General features: G+C 44.3%; 19 protein-coding genes. All 19 read left to right on the plus strand.

The features are described 5' to 3' along the window. The first annotated feature begins 7 nt into the window (after window positions 1-7). The 19 genes from fliM to ACRRSW_RS08700 all read left to right on the plus strand — a co-directional run bounded on the left by fliM (window position 8) and on the right by ACRRSW_RS08700 (window position 17,802). Window positions 8-1,036, plus strand: a complete 1,029-nt coding sequence (gene fliM / locus ACRRSW_RS08610) for a flagellar motor switch protein FliM (protein ID WP_432453617.1) — start codon at window positions 8-10, stop codon at window positions 1,034-1,036. A gap of 18 nt (window positions 1,037-1,054) precedes the next feature. Further along, window positions 1,055-1,426, plus strand: coding sequence for a flagellar motor switch protein FliN (gene fliN, locus ACRRSW_RS08615; RefSeq protein WP_432453616.1), 372 nt, complete (start codon window positions 1,055-1,057; stop codon window positions 1,424-1,426). Further along, window positions 1,426-1,833: a flagellar biosynthetic protein FliO gene (gene fliO, locus ACRRSW_RS08620; protein WP_432453615.1), complete on the plus strand. Its 408-nt coding sequence runs from the start codon at window positions 1,426-1,428 to the stop codon at window positions 1,831-1,833. The genes fliN and fliO overlap by 1 nt, the downstream gene beginning before the upstream one ends. Beyond that, the gene (gene fliP, locus ACRRSW_RS08625) at window positions 1,823-2,569 is read left to right on the plus strand and encodes a flagellar type III secretion system pore protein FliP (protein ID WP_432453614.1); all 747 of its coding nucleotides are present in this window, start codon (window positions 1,823-1,825) and stop codon (window positions 2,567-2,569) included. Before fliO ends, fliP begins: the two co-directional genes overlap by 11 nt. Before the next feature lie 22 nt (window positions 2,570-2,591). Further along, complete coding sequence (gene fliQ / locus ACRRSW_RS08630) at window positions 2,592-2,861, plus strand: flagellar biosynthesis protein FliQ (protein WP_432453613.1); 270 nt, start codon at window positions 2,592-2,594, stop codon at window positions 2,859-2,861. After that, window positions 2,861-3,640 carry a flagellar biosynthetic protein FliR gene (fliR, locus tag ACRRSW_RS08635; protein WP_432453612.1) on the plus strand — a complete coding sequence of 260 codons (780 nt, stop codon included), beginning with the start codon at window positions 2,861-2,863 and terminating at the stop codon, window positions 3,638-3,640. Before fliQ ends, fliR begins: the two co-directional genes overlap by 1 nt. 19 nt (window positions 3,641-3,659) lie before the next feature. Beyond that, window positions 3,660-4,787 (plus strand): flagellar biosynthesis protein FlhB, encoded by a 1,128-nt coding sequence (gene flhB / locus ACRRSW_RS08640; RefSeq protein ID WP_432453611.1) that lies wholly within the window; start codon window positions 3,660-3,662, stop codon window positions 4,785-4,787. A gap of 97 nt (window positions 4,788-4,884) precedes the next feature. After that, window positions 4,885-6,996 (plus strand): flagellar biosynthesis protein FlhA, encoded by a 2,112-nt coding sequence (gene flhA / locus ACRRSW_RS08645; protein ID WP_432459120.1) that lies wholly within the window; start codon window positions 4,885-4,887, stop codon window positions 6,994-6,996. Between the two features lie 31 nt (window positions 6,997-7,027). Beyond that, a complete protein-coding gene (gene flhF / locus ACRRSW_RS08650) occupies window positions 7,028-8,443 on the plus strand; it encodes a flagellar biosynthesis protein FlhF (protein ID WP_432459121.1) in 1,416 nt (471 codons plus the stop codon). After that, a complete protein-coding gene (locus tag ACRRSW_RS08655; protein ID WP_432453608.1) occupies window positions 8,433-9,326 on the plus strand; it encodes a MinD/ParA family protein in 894 nt (297 codons plus the stop codon). Before flhF ends, ACRRSW_RS08655 begins: the two co-directional genes overlap by 11 nt. Next, window positions 9,319-10,044 (plus strand): RNA polymerase sigma factor FliA, encoded by a 726-nt coding sequence (locus ACRRSW_RS08660; RefSeq protein ID WP_432453607.1) that lies wholly within the window; start codon window positions 9,319-9,321, stop codon window positions 10,042-10,044. Before ACRRSW_RS08655 ends, ACRRSW_RS08660 begins: the two co-directional genes overlap by 8 nt. Before the next feature lie 126 nt (window positions 10,045-10,170). Further along, complete coding sequence (gene cheY, locus ACRRSW_RS08665) at window positions 10,171-10,554, plus strand: chemotaxis response regulator CheY (protein WP_055734955.1); 384 nt, start codon at window positions 10,171-10,173, stop codon at window positions 10,552-10,554. Between the two features lie 11 nt (window positions 10,555-10,565). Continuing rightward, window positions 10,566-11,306: a protein phosphatase CheZ gene (locus ACRRSW_RS08670; protein WP_432453606.1), complete on the plus strand. Its 741-nt coding sequence runs from the start codon at window positions 10,566-10,568 to the stop codon at window positions 11,304-11,306. Between the two features lie 11 nt (window positions 11,307-11,317). Further along, a complete protein-coding gene (locus ACRRSW_RS08675; RefSeq protein WP_432459122.1) occupies window positions 11,318-13,408 on the plus strand; it encodes a chemotaxis protein CheW in 2,091 nt (696 codons plus the stop codon). A gap of 31 nt (window positions 13,409-13,439) precedes the next feature. Beyond that, window positions 13,440-14,573 (plus strand): protein-glutamate methylesterase/protein-glutamine glutaminase, encoded by a 1,134-nt coding sequence (locus ACRRSW_RS08680; protein WP_432453604.1) that lies wholly within the window; start codon window positions 13,440-13,442, stop codon window positions 14,571-14,573. After that, window positions 14,566-15,312, plus strand: a complete 747-nt coding sequence (locus ACRRSW_RS08685; protein ID WP_432453603.1) for a flagellar motor protein — start codon at window positions 14,566-14,568, stop codon at window positions 15,310-15,312. The genes ACRRSW_RS08680 and ACRRSW_RS08685 overlap by 8 nt, the downstream gene beginning before the upstream one ends. Before the next feature lies 1 nt (window position 15,313). Continuing rightward, the gene (locus ACRRSW_RS08690) at window positions 15,314-16,228 is read left to right on the plus strand and encodes a flagellar motor protein MotB (RefSeq protein ID WP_432459123.1); all 915 of its coding nucleotides are present in this window, start codon (window positions 15,314-15,316) and stop codon (window positions 16,226-16,228) included. Next, window positions 16,229-17,014 carry a ParA family protein gene (locus ACRRSW_RS08695; RefSeq protein WP_432453601.1) on the plus strand — a complete coding sequence of 262 codons (786 nt, stop codon included), beginning with the start codon at window positions 16,229-16,231 and terminating at the stop codon, window positions 17,012-17,014. It abuts the gene before it with no gap. After that, window positions 17,011-17,802: a chemotaxis protein CheW gene (locus ACRRSW_RS08700; RefSeq protein WP_432453600.1), complete on the plus strand. Its 792-nt coding sequence runs from the start codon at window positions 17,011-17,013 to the stop codon at window positions 17,800-17,802. Before ACRRSW_RS08695 ends, ACRRSW_RS08700 begins: the two co-directional genes overlap by 4 nt. Window positions 17,803-17,859: the final 57 nt, after the last annotated feature.

Genomic DNA, 17,859 nt, shown 5'->3' on the forward strand with positions numbered 1-17,859 from the left:
GAATACCGTGAGCGATTTATTAAGCCAAGACGAAATTGATGCGCTGTTACATGGTGTCGATGACATAGAAGAGGACATTATTGAGCCAGAAATGTCTGGCAGTGTGGTTGAGTTTGACTTCTCTTCCCAAGATAGGATTGTGCGTGGTCGGATGCCAACGCTTGAGTTGGTGAATGAACGCTTTGCTCGACATATGCGGATTAGTTTATTTAACATGATGCGCCGCACCGCAGAGGTGTCGATTAATGGCGTACAAATGATTAAGTTTGGTGAATACGTCCATACCTTGTTTGTTCCTACGAGTTTGAATATGGTTCGTTTCCGTCCATTGAAGGGGACGGCCTTGATCACCATGGAAGCTCGCTTGGTGTTTATTTTAGTGGAAAACTTTTTTGGCGGTGATGGCCGTTATCATGCCAAAATTGAAGGTCGAGAATTTACACCCACCGAGCGCCGCATCATCCAGATGCTGCTGAAGTTAATTTTTGAAGATTATGTTGAAGCTTGGGCGCCAGTTATGGATGTGGGCTTTGATTATCTGGATTCTGAAGTGAATCCAGCGATGGCCAATATTGTTAGCCCTACCGAAGTGATCGTTGTCAGTTCATTTCATATTGAGTTAGATGGCGGTGGCGGAGATTTTCATATTGCCATGCCATACTCGATGTTGGAACCGATTCGTGAACTACTCGACGCGGGTGTGCAAAGTGACAAACAAGATACCGATCAACGCTGGAGTTCGGCGCTTAGAGACGAAATAATGGATGTTCCGGTTGGTTTACACACCAAGTTATTAGAGACCGATGTCACTTTACGACAGTTGATGCATTTGAAAGTGGGGGATGTTATTCCGGTCGTGATGCCCGAAACCGCAATGTTATTTGTAGAAGACTTACCAAGTTACCGAGTCAAAATTGGCCAAAGCAACGAGAAAATGGCACTGAAAATTGAAACTCAATTAAAACGTCCGGACACTGTGAAGAGTGATTTGGAATTGGTCGTCAGTAGCAGCCGTCGACTTACTAGCGATGATTGAGATAAATGAGGAAAAACAATGAGTGATCAAGATGATATGGCTGATGAGTGGGCAGCAGCAATGGCCGAAGCAGAGCCAGCTCCGTTAGAAGAGTTTGTCGATGAATCTAAGCCTATCTCAGAGGAAGAACAACGTAAACTCGATTCAATCATGGATATTCCGGTCACGATTTCCATGGAAGTTGGTCGTAGTAATATTAGTATTCGTAATTTGTTACAACTTAACCAAGGCTCGGTGGTTGAGCTGGATAGGGTGGCAGGCGAACCCCTCGATGTATTAGTGAATGGTACTTTAATCGCACATGGCGAAGTGGTGGTGGTAAATGATAAGTTTGGTATCCGTCTCACCGATGTGATTAGCCAAACCGAACGGATTAAAAAGCTCAAGTGATGCAATTGCGCAAATTAGCTTATTTATTGGCTTGTAGCATGGTATTACCTGTATATGCAGAGCAGACGACGGCAAGTACCTCTAACAGTCAGGTGGAATTGGTCTCTTGGCTGATGTCTTTTGCTTTGGTCTTGGTGACTATTTTTGTTTGTGCTTGGGTTTTAAAGAAAACCCGTTTGAGTCAATTTGCTGGCGGTCAAGCGAAGGTTGTCGCAAATTTGGCTCTGGGAACACGAGAGCGAGTAATGGTCGTGGAGATTGGCCAGCAACAATATCTGTTAGGGGTAACTGCACAATCAATTAACCTGTTGGATAAATTAGAACAACCTCTAGAGGTCAAGAATAATTCTGCCAACGGAAACTTCGCAAAACAGCTGCAAGGAATGTTATTTAAAAATGAAAAGTAAGTGGCTGTTATGGCTTTTGGGTATTGGTTTAGTTTTTAGCTTACCCAGTTACGCCCAGAATGGGATCCTGCCAGCGATTACTATGACGACCAGTCCCGATGGCGGGCAAGAGTATTCAGTCACACTACAAGTTTTAGCCTTAATGACTGCATTGTCATTTTTGCCAGCTTTGGTGATTATGATGACCTCTTTCACCCGTATCGTCGTGGTGATGTCTATCTTACGTCAAGCCATGGGGTTGCAGCAAAGCCCGTCGAACCAAGTCATCATTGGCATTGCGCTATTTTTGACTTTTTTCATTATGTCACCCGTGATTGATAAGGTGAATGAGAACGCGGTACAGCCCTATCTCAATGAGCAGCTAAGTTCAACCGAAGCTTTTGAGCAGGCCAAGCAGCCGCTGAAAGAGTTTATGTTGGCGCAAACGCGTTTGACTGATTTAGATACTTTTATCCGGATCTCAAAAATTGAAGTCGGCTCTCCTGAAGAAGTTCCGATGACGGTGCTTATACCAGCCTTTATTACTTCAGAACTGAAAACCGCTTTTCAAATTGGCTTTATGTTATTTATTCCTTTTTTGGTGATTGATTTGGTTGTCGCTAGTATTTTGATGGCGATGGGAATGATGATGTTATCGCCGATGATTGTATCCTTGCCTTTTAAGTTAATGTTGTTTGTATTAGTGGACGGTTGGAGCTTAGTGATGGGCACTCTCGCCAATAGCTTTGGTGTGTGATAGATAAGCAAGGAGTAAGGTAATGCAACCAGAAGTCTTTGTTGATGTATTCCGGATGGCACTTGGGCAGGTGGTTATTTTGGTTTCAGCGGCGATTATCCCTAGCTTATTAGTTGGTTTAGTGGTCTCTATTTTTCAAGCGGCAACCTCCATTAATGAACAAACCTTAAGTTTTCTGCCTCGCTTACTGGTTACTTTGGCATCGCTGATGTTTGCGGGTCATTGGTTTACAGAAAAGCTCATGGAATTATTTTTTACCATGGTTGATATGATCCCGCAGGTTGTTGGCTGATGGAATTTTCTGCCGAGTTGATCATGGCTTGGATTGGACAATATTTATGGGCCTTTACGCGTATTGCGGCGATGTTGATGGTGCTAGCCAGTTTTGGCGGAAAGACGGTCCCAACTCGAGTCCGGATATTGTTGGCTTTAGCGATTACTTTTGCTTTGGTACCAGTATTACCCGATGTGCAAGGTATAGAGTTATTCTCGTTACAATCTTTTATTGTGGTATTGCAGCAAATATTAATTGGGGTCGCGATAGGTTTTATTTCTCAATTACTGATGCAAACGTTTGTCGTGGGCGGACAAATTATTGCGATGCAAACCAGTTTGGGTTTTGCTTCTATGGTTGACCCCAATAATGGTCAGAGCACTCCGGTAGTGGGACAGTTTTATCTATTGCTGGCAACGTTATTGTTTTTGGCGATTGACGGTCATTTACAGTTAATTAGCTTAATTGCGATGAGTTTCGAAACGCTGCCGATCGGTATGCATGGTTTAAGTAGTATCGATTATCAGCAACTGGCCGGCTGGTATTCGCAACTATTTCTTGCAGCTTTAGCCTTGTCGATTTCTTCAGTTGTGGCAATGTTGTTGATCAACTTCTCTTTTGGCATCATGACTCGGGCTGCGCCGCAGTTGAATATTTTTAGTATTGGCTTTGCGGTAAGCATGCTATTTGGTTTATTTATTTTATGGTTAACCATTGGTGGCTTCCTGGCTCATTTTCAACGACAGTGGGAGGTAGGCCGAAGCATGGCATGTACCATGCTTCGTATTGGTTGTTGACCAATAAGGCTAAGATACGATGGCTGATGATGATCAAGAACGTACCGAAGAACCCACGGCGAAAAAGCTTGATGAAGCTCGTAACAAGGGGCAAATTGCTCGCTCTAAGGAGTTGGGTACTGCGGCAGTTTTGATTACGGCTGCAATCGCAATTATGGCTTTTGGTGGCATGCTAGCCGAGTCAATGGTGAAAGTCTTTGAAGTTGCTTTTACTCTGAGTCGTGAGCAAGTATTCGATGTTCACCTATTGTTTAAAAATATTGGCTCGATTGCTTGGCTGTTGTTTAAGCCGATGTTGTGGATCATGGGGTTTATTGCTTTGGCAGCCCTGCTCGGAAATACCTTATTAGGTGGTATATCGTTTAGCTGGGAAGCTGCGATGCCCAAGGCGAATAAGTTATCTCCCTTGCAAGGGTTTAAAAGAATGGTTGGCGTACAAGCTTTGGTAGAGTTTGTTAAAAGTGTTGCCAAAGTGATAGTGATAGCTGGTGTTGTTTGGATTGTATTACGCTGGAAATTTGCCGATATCTTGTCTTTAAGCCTACAGTCAATTCCGGGCTCTATTGTCAATGCTTTAGATATGTTGCAATGGATGTTGTTAGCGCTGGTTTGTAGTTTAATTATTATTGTTATCATTGATGTCCCTTACCAGATATGGAATCACAATAACCAGCTCAAAATGTCTAAGCAGGAAGTGAAAGACGAGCACAAAAATATGGAAGGAAGCCCTGAAGTTAAGGGGCGGATCCGTCGTTTGCAAATGGAAATGGCTGCTCGTCGTATGATGGCAGATGTGCCGCAAGCGGATGTGGTTGTCACCAACCCGACTCATTTTTCGGTGGCGCTTCAGTATGACAGCAAGGCGGGTGGTGCGCCGAAAGTGGTGGCTAAGGGTGTGGATGAGGTGGCGATGAAAATCAGAGAGATCGCTCGTCATTACGAAGTCCCTATTTTAGAAGCGCCAGCCTTAACGCGTTCTCTATACCATACCACGAAGCTCGGTCAGGATATTCCTGATGGGCTATATGTCGCAGTGGCTCAAGTATTAGCCTTTGTGTTCCAGTTGGAGCAGTACCGTAAAGGTCGAGGACAACGACCTAAACCTGTGGCTGATGATTTACCTATCCCCGACGAATTACGATACTAAGCTCAATTCTATGATTTCTCTAGGTGTACCTTTGTTGTTGGCTTAGTTATTGCTTTTCTAGATTATCTCTTGCTCTACAGTCAGTATTTCGTCATTTATGGAAATAATTAATCGTCTCACTAGCTTGAAGCTTCAAGACTTCAAAAAGATAGATGCCAGTCTCATCAAAGGTTTTGGTACGCCAATGGTGGTATTGGCTACCCTTGGCATGGTGGTTCTGCCAATGGCGGCATGGCTACTGGATATCTTGTTTGCATTTAATATTTCCTTAGCCTTGGTGGTGCTTTTGGTTGCAGTCTATACCAAGCGACCCTTGGATTTTGCGGTATTTCCTACGGTGCTGCTGGTTGCCACTTTACTGCGTTTAGCCCTAAACGTTGCATCTACTCGAGTGGTCCTTTTGGAAGGACACAATGGCGGAAATGCTGCGGGTAATGTGATTGAAGCCTTTGGTTCGGTAGTGATTGGTGGAAACTATGCTGTCGGCTTGGTGGTCTTTCTTATCTTGATGATCATTAACTTTGTTGTGGTGACCAAAGGTGCGGGTCGGATTGCCGAGGTGAGCGCGCGTTTTACTTTGGATGCGATGCCGGGTAAGCAAATGGCGATTGATGCGGATCTTAATGCTGGCATTATCGACCAAGAGCAGGCACGTGTTCGTCGTAGTGAAGTGACTGGCGAAGCCGATTTTTATGGATCGATGGATGGCGCGAGTAAATTTGTAAAGGGCGATGCGATTGCTGGGATCCTGATTCTTTTTATTAATATTTTAGGTGGTTTCATTATTGGTGTGGCCCAACACGATCTGAGTTTTTCGCAAGCGGCAGAAGTTTACACTCTGTTAACCATCGGTGATGGTTTAGTCGCGCAAATTCCATCGTTACTACTATCTATCGCTGCTGCTCTGATCGTGACCCGTCAAAATACCGAAGCCGATATGGGCGAGCAAGTTAGCTTGCAGCTGTTTAAAGATCCACGGGTTATGATTATCTGTGGTTCTATTTTATTAGTGATGGGGATTGTTCCGGGAATGCCGCATTTGGCATTCTTAAGTTGTGCTGCGGTGTGTTTGGTGACCGCGTGGTTACGGCATAAAGCCGATGTTAAAAAAGCTGCAGATACAGCCTTACAGCCAGCCAGCACTCATCCTCGTAATAGTAATGAGCCCAAAGAGTTGGGGTGGGATGATGTACAACCAGTTGATGTGATTGGTCTGGAAGTTGGTTATCGATTAATCCCGCTAGTTGATAAGACTCAAGGCGGAGAATTGCTTGCTCGGATTAAAGGTGTACGTAAAAAGTTATCTCAAGATTTAGGTTTTTTGGTGCCAGCGGTGCATATTCGTGACAATCTGGATTTAGGCCCTAATCAATATCGAATTACCTTGATGGGGGTTACTTATGGTGAATCTGAAGTATTCCATGATCGAGAAATGGCGATAAATCCGGGCCAAGTATTTGGTAAAATTGAAGGCCAGCCAACCACCGATCCTGCATTTGGTTTAGAGGCGGCTTGGGTTGCAACCGAGCAGCGTGAACACGCCCAAACCCTTGGCTATACGGTTGTTGATTCGGCGACAGTGGTTGCCACCCACCTTAGTCAATTGTTAACCAATAATGCAGCTAATTTATTGGGACATGAAGAAGTACAAAATTTGTTAGACATGTTAGGGAATAGTTTACCTAAGCTTGTTGAAGGTTTAATCCCAGATACCCTGAACTTATCTACTGTTGTTAAAGTGCTGCAAAATTTACTGAGTGAAGGGGTGCCAATTAGGGATGTACGGAGTATCGTTCAGACCTTGGTGGAATACGGACCGAAGAGCCAGGATGCCGATATTCTGACCGCAGCTTGTCGTATTTCTTTAAAACGTTTAATCGTTCAAGAGCTAATTGGTAGTGAAGCAGAGTTACCGGTCATTACTTTGTCACCAGACTTGGAGCAAATATTGCATCAATCTATGCAGGCAGGTGGTAACGATGGTGCAGGAATGGAACCAGGTTTGGCCGAAAAACTGCAAGTATCTTTAACTGAAGCATGCCAAAATCAAGAATTAGCAGGCCAACCAGCGATATTATTGACATCCGGTATATTGCGTTCGAGTATGTCGAGGTTCGTTAAAACAGCAATGCCTGCATTACGTGTACTGTCGTATCAAGAAGTGCCGGAAGATAAACAAATACGTATTGTGAGTTCAGTTGGGCAATAGGTCCAATGGGTAAGCAAAAGGAAGGTGACCAGTGAAAATGAAACGCTTTTTTGCAAAAGACATGCGGACCGCGTTAGCCGAGGTGAAAGAGACTCTTGGTAGTGATGCCGTGATCATGTCCAACAAAAAGGTGACCGGAGGCATAGAGATTGTTGCTGCGGTGGAGCCTTCCAAGACTAATGCTAAGGGAGAAAACTCATCACGAGAGTTAGCCGATGATAGCGTCAATTTATCGTCCGTCAAACCTAAGCACAGTTCTAAAACGTCAACAAACCAACAGCTTGGTCATGATTTTGACGAAAATGCGAGCCTCAAAGATAATTTGACTAATTTTATGCAGCGCCATCAAAAGCGTCAGCAAGAAAATTTGCAACAATCCAGCTTAAATAAATCGCAACGGCCTCGAACCGTTCAGGCTCCTCGCTCCTTGGCTCAGCAGCAAGGGTGGATACAGCAAGGTTCAGCAGCCAAACCTGCCGCAAGCCGTATTGCAACGCCAAGCGCAGAGGCGAATCACAGTGAAGTGGGTGAATTAAAGAAAGAAATGGCAGCGATGCGAAAGTTGTTGGAACATCAAGTGTCGGGATTAATGTGGCAGGAAGTTGAGCGGCAAGAGCCTGTTCGAGCGATGTTAATCAAACAGTTACAGTTGGTTGGTTTTGATGAGGATATGGCCGATCAGGTGGCTGGTTATATCCCCGAAGAGCTAGGCGTACAAGAAGGCTGGCAGCATTTACGGGAATTACTGGCAAATCAGCTCCCTGTCGGCCAAGATGAAATATTGTTAAAAGGTGGAGCGGTTGCCTTATTGGGCCCGACGGGGGTCGGTAAAACAACCACTATCGCCAAATTAGCTGCGCAGTTTGCTATGCGCCATGGTCCTGATAGCGTGGCGATGATTACCACAGATACTTATCGTATTGGTGCTCATGAGCAACTGGCAACTTATGGTAAAATTATGGGCTGTGCAGTTCGAGTGGCGAATGATGAAGCTGAGTTGTCCCAGCTTTTATACCAGTTTAAAGATAAAAAGTTAGTCTTAATCGATACCGCTGGTATGAGCCAAAGAGATATCCGTCTACATGAACAATTAGACAAGTTAGTCAAAAATAGCCAAGTTAATATCCGTAATTATTTGGTGATGTCAGCCAATGCTCAGCGACGGGTAATTGAAGAAACTGTAAATCAATTTAAGCGAATTCCTTTGGCTGGTACCATACTTACTAAATTAGATGAAAGTTTAGCGTTAGGTGAAGTGTTAAATGTAACCTTGCGTCATGCTATACCAATCAGTTACGTTACTCATGGTCAGCAAGTACCAGAAGATATTGCAGTGGCGGTGCCTAGCGAATTAGTTGAGCAAGCTTTGTCGGTGATAGATAAGCATTCTCAGCAACACTTTTGGTTTAGTGAAACCGAACAACAGAAGGTTTCGGATGTATTCTAAACATAATGATTTTGATCAAGCTAGCGGCTTACGAATGATGCAACAAAAAAATAATGTGAAAGTAATCGCAGTGACTGGTGGAAAGGGTGGGGTTGGTAAAACCAACGTGACGCTTAACATGGGAATTGCAATGGCGGGTCAAGGCAAGCGAGTCATGGTCCTTGATGCGGACTTAGGTTTGGCGAATGTTGATGTGCTACTTGGGCTGCGCGTGACTAAAAATCTGTCGCATGTGCTATCGGGAGAGTGCACTCTTGACGAAGTATTAGTTGAGGGACCAAATGGGATTCTGATTGCGCCAGCAACTTCAGGAACTCAATCCATGGTTGAATTAAGCCCTGCGGAACATGCAGGTTTAATTCGTGCTTTTAGTAGTATGAAAACACCGATAGATGTTTTGCTGGTTGATACCGCAGCGGGCATCTCTGATATGGTGTTGAGTTTTGCAAAAGCGTCGCAAGATATTTTAGTCGTCGTGTGTGACGAACCAACATCAATTACCGATGCTTATGCCCTGATTAAACTACTCTCTAATAATCATGGGGTGTATAAATTTAAAGTTGTTGCCAATATGGTTCGTAGTTTAAGAGAAGGTCAGGAGTTATTTACCAAGTTGACTCGGGTGACGGAACGGTTTTTAGATGCCACTCTCGAGTTAGTGTCTTGTATTCCCTATGATAACAATGTCCGATTGGCCGTTCGCAAACAACGTGTTGTGGTTGAAGCCTATCCTAAGTCACCAGCGTCTTTGGCATTTCGCTCTTTAGCCAGCAAAGCGGCTACTTGGCCGATACCTGAGCAAGCGGGAGGACATTTAGAATTTTTCATCGAGAATCTTCTCGAATTTGGACAACGCAAGAATAGAGAGCAGCTTAGTGAATAAAGTTGCCGCCTACGCCAATACCAGCGTTAACGACACTAATGCGTTAGTGGAGCGTCACGCCATTTTGGTTAAACGGATTGCCCATCACTTAATGGCTAGGCTACCGGCCAGTGTTATTGTGGATGATTTAATCCAATCTGGAATGATCGGGCTGATAGAAGCCGCTCGTAATTTTGATGGCTCTAAAGGTGCTAGCTTTGAAACCTATGCAGGGATCCGAATTCGCGGCGCGATGCTTGATGAAATACGCCGTGGTGATTGGGTTCCGCGTTCTGTACATAAAAATAGTCGCGCGATTAGTGACGCTATAGCTGCTGTTGAAAGAGAAAAAAATGGTGACGCTAAAGACGCTGAAGTTGCTGAAAAACTCGGGGTTTCTCTTCGCGAATACCATACGATGTTAGCGGATGTTAATTGCGGGCGAATCTTAGGCATTGAGGACCTTGGGGTAAACGAGGATGTCATTTCTAACGAAGAAAGTCGCGAGCAAAATCGTCCTTTCGAAGGTTTTGCAAATCAACGATTTCAACAATCTTTGGCGGAGTGCATCAAAGGGCTACCTGAACGAGAAGCCTTAGTATTATCGCTTTATTACGATGAAGAGCTTAATCTTAAAGAAATTGGTGAAGTATTAAGCGTTAGTGAGTCGAGAGTGAGTCAAATTCATAGTCAAGCGCTTGCCAGAGTGAAAACTCGAATGCGAGATTGGACACAATAGAGAAATTCATCCTTACAAAACTTATAAAAGATGGACTAAAATTGTGTTTATTAAGGCATAATAATGTATTACATAAATTTGTGACCCGTTTGTGGGCTAGTAAAACATCCAGCTGGGGGACGTACCTTGGATAAAAATATGAAAATTCTGGTTGTTGATGATTTTTCAACAATGAGAAGGATTATTAAGAACTTGTTGAGAGATTTAGGTTTCAACAATACACATGAGGCCGATGACGGTAACACCGCGCTACCAATGCTTAAGGGTGGCGATTTTGAGTTTGTAGTGACTGATTGGAATATGCCTGGTATGGAAGGTATCGATTTGTTGAAAAACATTCGTGCCGATGAGAGTTTAGCTCACCTGCCTGTATTGATGGTCACCGCGGAAGCGAAACGTGAACAAATTATTGAAGCCGCACAAGCCGGAGTAAATGGTTATATTGTAAAACCTTTTACAGCAGCTACTTTAAAAGAGAAGCTCGATAAGATTTTCGAAAGATTACAATAAAAGGAAGACGCGTGAGCACCGATACTCCGATTATTTCATTAGCGGATGCGCAACAACTGGTGATGCTACTTGAAATGGGAAAGGTCGCCGAGGCGAACCAACTAGTCAGTGAGCTATGTGCTCCAAAAGCTAACTTGCTGTTTGATAAAGTTGGCCAGCTCACTCGTCAACTTCACGATTCATTAAATGATTTCAAATTGGATATTCGGATCAATGAACTCGCGAACCAAGAAATCCCCGATGCCAAAGAACGTTTAAATTATGTCATCGAAATGACCGACCAAGCTGCTAATAAAACGATGGATGCAGTCGAGTCGGGTTTGCCGATTGCTGATAAATTAACCAATGATATCAATGATATTATGCCTGTATGGCAAAATTTGATGGATCGGAAAATTGAGTTAGGCCAATTTAAAGCGCTGTGTCACCAAATCGATATTTTTCTGACTAGTTCTTCATCTGATGCCGATAAACTACGTAACATGCTTACTGAAATTTTAATGGCACAGGATTTTCAGGATCTTACCGGGCAAATGATTCGAAAGGTGATCACTTTAGTTCAGGAGGTTGAAGAGAATTTAGTTGAGATGCTCACCTTGTTTGGCACTGACATGGTGGATGTCGCTCCTGGTCAAGATGATAAAAAATCGGGTGTTGAAGCAGAAGGCCCTATAATTAATAAAGAACAAAGGGATGACGTTGTTAACGATCAAGACGATGTTGATGACTTGTTGTCTAGTTTAGGATTTTAAGGGAGTAGCGCATGTCGTTTGATGTAGATGAAGACATCTTACAAGACTTTCTGGTAGAAGCGGCAGAGATCCTAGAGCAGCTTTCTGAACAGCTTGTTGATCTAGAAAAACGTCCTGATGATAGTAACTTATTGAATGCTATATTTAGGGGTTTTCATACCGTTAAAGGTGGTGCTGGTTTCTTATCATTAACTGAACTCGTTGACGTTTGTCATGGTGCGGAAAATGTGTTTGACACATTACGTAACGGTGGCCGTGGGGTGTCATCAGAGTTAATGGATGTCATACTTGAAGCACTTGATTCCGTGAATGATATGTTTGCTAAGGTGCAAGCAAGAGAACCTTTAACACCAGCTTCGCCAGAGCTTATTGAGCGATTGCATCAATTATCTCGGCCTGCTTCAGAAGATCAGGTGGTGGTTGAGCCGGAACCTGAGCCCGAGCCCGAGCAAATTCCAGAGAGTAAATCAGCTACAGGCACTGGTATTGATGATATTTCTGATGACGAATTTGAAAGCTTACTCGATGAGTTGCATGGCTCAGGTGCCCCAAAAGCGGCTTCTCAAGCGAGTCCGGTAAGTGCTGCAGCCCCTAGCGAAACTGCGGGTGGTGGCGATATTTCTGATGATGAGTTTGAAAAGCTACTCGACGAGCTGCATGGCTCTAAAGCACCAAGTGCTAAACCTGCCGCTGTTACGTCAGTGGAAACGGTGACGAACAGTGACGAAATTGGCGATGATGAATTCGAAAAGTTATTAGATCAGCTGCATGGTGCCGGTAAAGCGCCTGAGGTTAAGGCGGCAGCTAAGCCCGAAGTCACCCCGAAGGTCGAGCCGAAGAAAGTTGCACCAACAAAAGTTGCAGCTACTCCGAAAGCTGCTGCTCCAGCCAAGTCTGAGCCGGCAAAAGCAGCGCCCAAACAAGCACCTCAGGGGGAAACGACGGTTCGCGTCGATACCCGAACTCTCGACGAAATCATGAATATGGTTGGGGAATTAGTTTTAGTCCGTAATCGTTTGGTTAGTCTTGGTTTAACCAGTAATGATGAGGATATGGCTAAGGCGACCTCTAACCTTGACGTTGTGACCGCTGATTTACAGGGTGCAGTGATGAAAACTCGAATGCAGCCTATTAAGAAGGTGTTCGGTCGTTTTCCTCGAGTCGTTCGTGATTTAGCTCGTAGTTTGAAGAAAGATATTAACTTGGAATTGGTCGGTGAAGATACCGATTTAGACAAAAACCTAGTGGAAGCGTTAGCCGATCCACTGGTGCATTTAGTGCGAAACTCGGTTGATCACGGCATTGAAATGCCAGACCAACGTGAAGCGGCAGGAAAACCGCGTACTGGTGTCATTCGTTTGTCAGCCTCGCAAGAAGGTGATCATATCTTGCTGATGATCGAAGATGACGGCGCGGGAATGAATGCAGATAAGCTTAAATCTATCGCTATAGAGCGCGGTGTTTTAGATGCCGATGCGGCGGCAAGAATGCCAGACAAAGATGCTTATAGTTTGATTTTTGCACCAGGTTTTTCGACAAAAACTGAGATTTCTGATATTTCGGGGCGTGGTGTTGGCATGGACGTGGTCAAAACCAGTATCACCCAGCTGAACGGTTCTGTGGATATTGATTCTAAGCTCGGAGGCGGTACTACTTTACAAATCAAAGTACCATTAACGTTAGCTATTCTACCCACTTTGATGGTTGATGTAGGTAAACAGACTTTTGCTTTACCACTCACCAGTGTAAATGAAATCTTTCATCTGGATTTAACCAAAACCAATGTTGTTGACGGTCAGGAAACCGTTATTGTCCGTAATAAAGCTATACCTCTATTTTATTTGCAAGATTGGTTGATCCGTAATAGTCAATCTGGACAGAGAAGTTCTCAAGGACATGTGGTTATCGTACAGATAGGCCAACAACAGGTGGGATTTGTCGTTGACAATCTCATTGGGCAGGAAGAAGTTGTGATAAAAGCGCTTGACCAGTTATTGCAAGGTACCCCTGGAATGGCCGGGGCGACGATTACCAGTGATGGTCGTATCGCACTCATACTCGATATTCCTAGTTTACTAAAACGCTACGCTCGTAAGTTATAACGCCGAGCACAGCCCTTAAAAAGAATTGAGTATGGCAATAAAAGTATTAGTTGTTGATGATTCTAGTTTTTTCAGACGTCGAGTCAGCGAGATTATTAACGCTGACCCAAGCCTTGAGGTGATAGGTGCAGCTAAGAATGGCCGCGAGGCCATTGAAATGGTTGCAAGTTTAAAACCTGACGTGATTACCATGGATATTGAAATGCCAGTTATGGATGGCATTACGGCTGTAAAAGAAATTATGGCCAAACATCCCACGCCAGTGCTGATGTTTTCATCGTTAACCCACGATGGTGCTAAAGCGACCTTAGATGCTCTAGATGCTGGTGCACTTGATTTTATCCCCAAAAAATTTGAAGACATTGCTCGTGATCGTGAAGAAGCCGTCAGCTTGTTACAACAACGAGTAAAGGCCATTGCCAGACGCCGAGTGATAGCGCGTCGAGCGCCATCGAGTCTGACTCCCCGAGCCGACAAACCTTTGACGCCAAGCGCCCGGACGCCACTAAGGCCGACGACCGCGGCAAGCAGCCAACCTTCGGTAGAGCGCAAGGTTCGTACGTCTGGTGTGTTTAAACCTTCAGGAAAACGCTATAAATTAGTCGCGATAGGGACCTCTACCGGTGGTCCGGTGGCTTTGCAAACAATTTTAACGCAGTTGCCGGCTGGGTTTCCTAAGCCCATTTTATTAGTTCAGCATATGCCAGCTACATTTACAGCTGCATTTGCTCAACGCTTAAATACACTGTCACGGGTTAATGTGAAGCAGGCCGAGGATGGAGATGAATTGCGACCGGGTTGTGCTTATCTCGCACCCGGTGGCAAACAGATGTTAGTTGAGCCTCGCGGTCAGTATGGTCGCTTACGAATTATTGATGGCAATGACAAAGTCAACTATAAACCTTGTGTCGATATTACTTTTGCTTCTTTGGCGAAAAGTCATCAGGGCGACGTTTTAGCCATGATTTTGACTGGTATGGGGGCTGATGGGCGAGATGGTTGCCGTTTATTGAAAGATAAAGGCTCAACGATCTGGGCTCAGGATGAAGCCAGTTGTGTTGTTTATGGTATGCCACAGGCCGTCGCAAGTGCTGGACTCGCCTCCAATCAAATGCCTCTCGATCGTTTTTCTGAAGCGATAGTTATGGAAATTGGTAATGGATAAACTTAGCATCTTTGGCGTTATTTTAGCGTTCTCAGCTGTTGGGTTTGGTCATGTTTTTGCTGGTGGGTCGTTAGACGATTTAGTCAATGTACATGCATTAACAATTGTATTGGGGGGGACTATCGGCGCGGTGATGTTACAAACGCCGAGCAAACAATTTGTGCAAGCTCTGAAAGTGATACCGAAGGTTTGGTTTCAGTCGCAAGATAATGTACAGAACCAAATTCAATTGATATTGAATTGGTCTCATATTGTTCGTAAAGATGGTTATTTGGGCCTAGAACAACAGCAAAAACATGCAGATTCGTTTACTTTACGCGGTTTACAAATGCTGATAGACGGTGCCGAAGCTCAACAATTACAACAATCCTTAGAAGATGTCATCGACTTAGAACAAAGTCGTTTGGAACGTCAGGCGGGGGTGTTTGAAGCCATGGGGGGGTACTGCCCTACGGTGGGTATTATTGGTGCAGTACTTGGTTTGATTCAGGCTATGGATTTTTTAAGCAGTCCTGAGTTACTTGGAAAGGGAATTGCGGTTGCATTTGTCGCGACCATTTATGGTGTTGGTTTCGCCAATTTTATTTTCTTGCCTTTTGCCAATAAACTTCGCTCGCAAGCGGGGGATCGCGCTATTTATCAGGAAATGACTTTAGCTGGATTGGTTTCAATCGCTGAAGGTGCCAGTAGTATTGAAGTAAAGCGTCGCTTACATAGCTTCGTTGTGGATATCGACTAGTATGCGTCATCGCTATGCTGCAGCTGCTAAGCGAAATGCAAACACAGAGCGTTGGTTAGTCTCCTACGCTGATTATATGACATTGATGTTTGCGTTGTTTGTAGTACTTTACGCGATGGCGATTACCAATGAAAAAGATTACCCCGAATTGCAACAACGCTTACAACAGGCGATTGCCTTATTTGAAGTTTCTGATGGGCAAGCTGAACGGAATGAAACGGTCTCGTCAACGGAATTGCTGATGGAATATGGTCACTCGATTTTGGATGGTCAAGTTATCATGCCTAACGTGCCGCCAACGACTTCAAACTCAGTTGCTCAGTCTAATCTAACCGAACTCGCAAGCCAATTGGCTATTGAACTTAAAGATATTTTCAAAACTGACGACATAGTAATAAATAGTGATGAAGACTGGCTAACCATTGAGTTAGATAGTCGACTTTTTTTTGCTAGTGGTAGTGCTTACTTGCTTAAGCCTGCTGAACAGTTGGTTTTACGTTTGTCCGAAAAGCTTAAAATGGTCGATAATTATATACGAGTGCGTGGTTATACCGACGAGCAAAGTATTGATAGTGAACTCTATCCAAGCAATTGGGAGTTGTCAGCCGCTCGGGCCACAAGAGTTGTTCGGGAATTGCAGTCAGATGGGATTCAACCGCAGCGAATGGCTATCGAAGCCTACGCTCAATATGCCCCGTTATCCGTGAACGGAAAACTGCAAAGCGATAAACAAAATCGAAGGGTGGTCATTGCACTCTCTAAATACATTTGGGACTCTTCAATTGCCCAATCGTCAGTTGTCGAACAAGCGCCAGCGGGAGATGAGCAGAAAGTTGTTAAGCCAGATAGTGAGACAATGTTAGCGGTGCCATTGGAAGGTGGTGGGGTGCGATTTACGACAAGGCAGGAAGAATAGGTGAAAGTTTGGACGGTTGCTAATCAAAAAGGCGGTGTCGGTAAAACTACAACGGTGATATCTCTGGCTGGTCTACTAGCGCAACAAGGAAAACGTGTCCTATTACTCGACACTGATCCCCATGCGTCGCTCACCAGTTATTTGGGATTTGATGTTGATAGTGTTCAGGGCACTCTTTATGAACTTTATCAAAACAGTCAACTCGATGATGCGATGGTGACTCATAGTATTCAAGCGACTTCGTTTGATAATTTAGATTTAATTCCTGCAAGTATGGCTTTAGCTACTTTGGATAAAGTGTTGGGGCAGCGTGAGGGAATGGGCTTGATTTTAAAGCGCATTTTGGCGCGTATTGAACATAAGTATGATTATGTGTTAGTTGATTGCCCACCAGTTCTGGGGGTGATGATGGTTAATGCTTTAGCTGCGAGTGAGCGAGTATTAGTGCCTGTTCAAACAGAGTTTTTAGCCATTAAAGGTTTGGAGCGCATGGTTAAAACCTTGAGTATTATGCAACGCTCTTGTCCTAACCGCTTACGCTATACAGTTGTTCCAACGATGTATGACAAGCGAACTCGTGCTTCATTAGCGGCCTTAAAGGAACTACAAGAAACTTATCCGAACAACATTTGGAATTCAGTGATACCCATCGACACCAAATTTAGAGATGCTAGCCTACGGCATGCGCCACCTTCCTATCATATAAAAAATTGCCGCGGGGTATTTGCTTATCAAACCTTACTCGCTCATCTTCTGCAGATGACCGATGAGCAGGGGCTATTATGAATAGCGATACCTTGATGGAGCAGGCTTTAGGGAGTTATTTTGATTCTTTATTGAAAGAACCTGAAAGTGTGCCTCTCAGCCCTGTTAGTGAAACCTTGAATCAGTCTTCGTTTGCCCCTGAACCTCAAGTGAAGCCGCTTGCGACTTTGTTCGCAGAAGCCGAGCAACGAGTTGCCGCTGTTGCGGAGGCTAAGCCGGTATTACTCCCTATTAAAGAGTTACCAGAACAGCCTGCACCAAAAGTTGAACCCGAGCATATAGCGCCTGCTGATGAGTCTTTGCCAGCAACGAGTATTCAAGTAGAAGAGCAGCTTGTTGAAGCGCCTTTACCGGAAGAATGGCACAATATCGAAACCGATAATGAGTTTCAGGTTCTATTTTTTGAAGTTGCAGGCGTTACTTTTGGAGTGCCCTTGACTGAGTTGGGCGGAATTCATCGTATTAGTGAAGTTAGCCCACTCTTTGGTAAGCCAGATTGGTTCGCTGGCATTATGATCGAGCGTGAACAAAAGTTAACGGTTGTCGATACCGCTAAGTGGGTGATGCCGAATCAGCCTTTTGAACCTGACTATAAATACCTGGTTATGCTTGGTGAAAGTAGTTGGGGTTTGAGCTGCGAGAAGCTATTTGGTACCGAGCGGTTGAATAAAGATGATGTAAAGTGGCGTGTTGATCCCGGTAAACGTCGTTGGTTAGCGGGAATGGTCAAACAAAGGATGTGTGCTTTATTGCATGTTGAAGAGCTACAACGAATGCTTTCTCAGGGGGTAAATATAGATGGATGTTAGAACTGTGAGGTAGAGCGAGCTCTGTTTAATTGAAAGACTAGGTAAATCCGCCGTTTA

The organism is Agarivorans sp. QJM3NY_25, from assembly GCF_050870875.2.
Lineage (GTDB): Bacteria > Pseudomonadota > Gammaproteobacteria > Enterobacterales > Celerinatantimonadaceae > Agarivorans.

Coding starts and splice junctions, on each gene's coding strand:
- flhB (WP_432453611.1), top strand. CDS start 3,660: ATGGCTGATGATGATCAAGAACGTACCGAAGAACCCACGGCGAAAAAG.
- fliR (WP_432453612.1), top strand. CDS start 2,861: ATGGAATTTTCTGCCGAGTTGATCATGGCTTGGATTGGACAATATTTA.
- flhA (WP_432459120.1), top strand. CDS start 4,885: ATGGAAATAATTAATCGTCTCACTAGCTTGAAGCTTCAAGACTTCAAA.
- fliP (WP_432453614.1), top strand. CDS start 1,823: ATGAAAAGTAAGTGGCTGTTATGGCTTTTGGGTATTGGTTTAGTTTTT.
- ACRRSW_RS08690 (WP_432459123.1), top strand. CDS start 15,314: ATGCGTCATCGCTATGCTGCAGCTGCTAAGCGAAATGCAAACACAGAG.
- ACRRSW_RS08675 (WP_432459122.1), top strand. CDS start 11,318: ATGTCGTTTGATGTAGATGAAGACATCTTACAAGACTTTCTGGTAGAA.
- ACRRSW_RS08680 (WP_432453604.1), top strand. CDS start 13,440: ATGGCAATAAAAGTATTAGTTGTTGATGATTCTAGTTTTTTCAGACGT.
- fliO (WP_432453615.1), top strand. CDS start 1,426: ATGCAATTGCGCAAATTAGCTTATTTATTGGCTTGTAGCATGGTATTA.
- fliQ (WP_432453613.1), top strand. CDS start 2,592: ATGCAACCAGAAGTCTTTGTTGATGTATTCCGGATGGCACTTGGGCAG.
- fliN (WP_432453616.1), top strand. CDS start 1,055: ATGAGTGATCAAGATGATATGGCTGATGAGTGGGCAGCAGCAATGGCC.
- ACRRSW_RS08700 (WP_432453600.1), top strand. CDS start 17,011: ATGAATAGCGATACCTTGATGGAGCAGGCTTTAGGGAGTTATTTTGAT.
- ACRRSW_RS08685 (WP_432453603.1), top strand. CDS start 14,566: ATGGATAAACTTAGCATCTTTGGCGTTATTTTAGCGTTCTCAGCTGTT.
- ACRRSW_RS08655 (WP_432453608.1), top strand. CDS start 8,433: ATGTATTCTAAACATAATGATTTTGATCAAGCTAGCGGCTTACGAATG.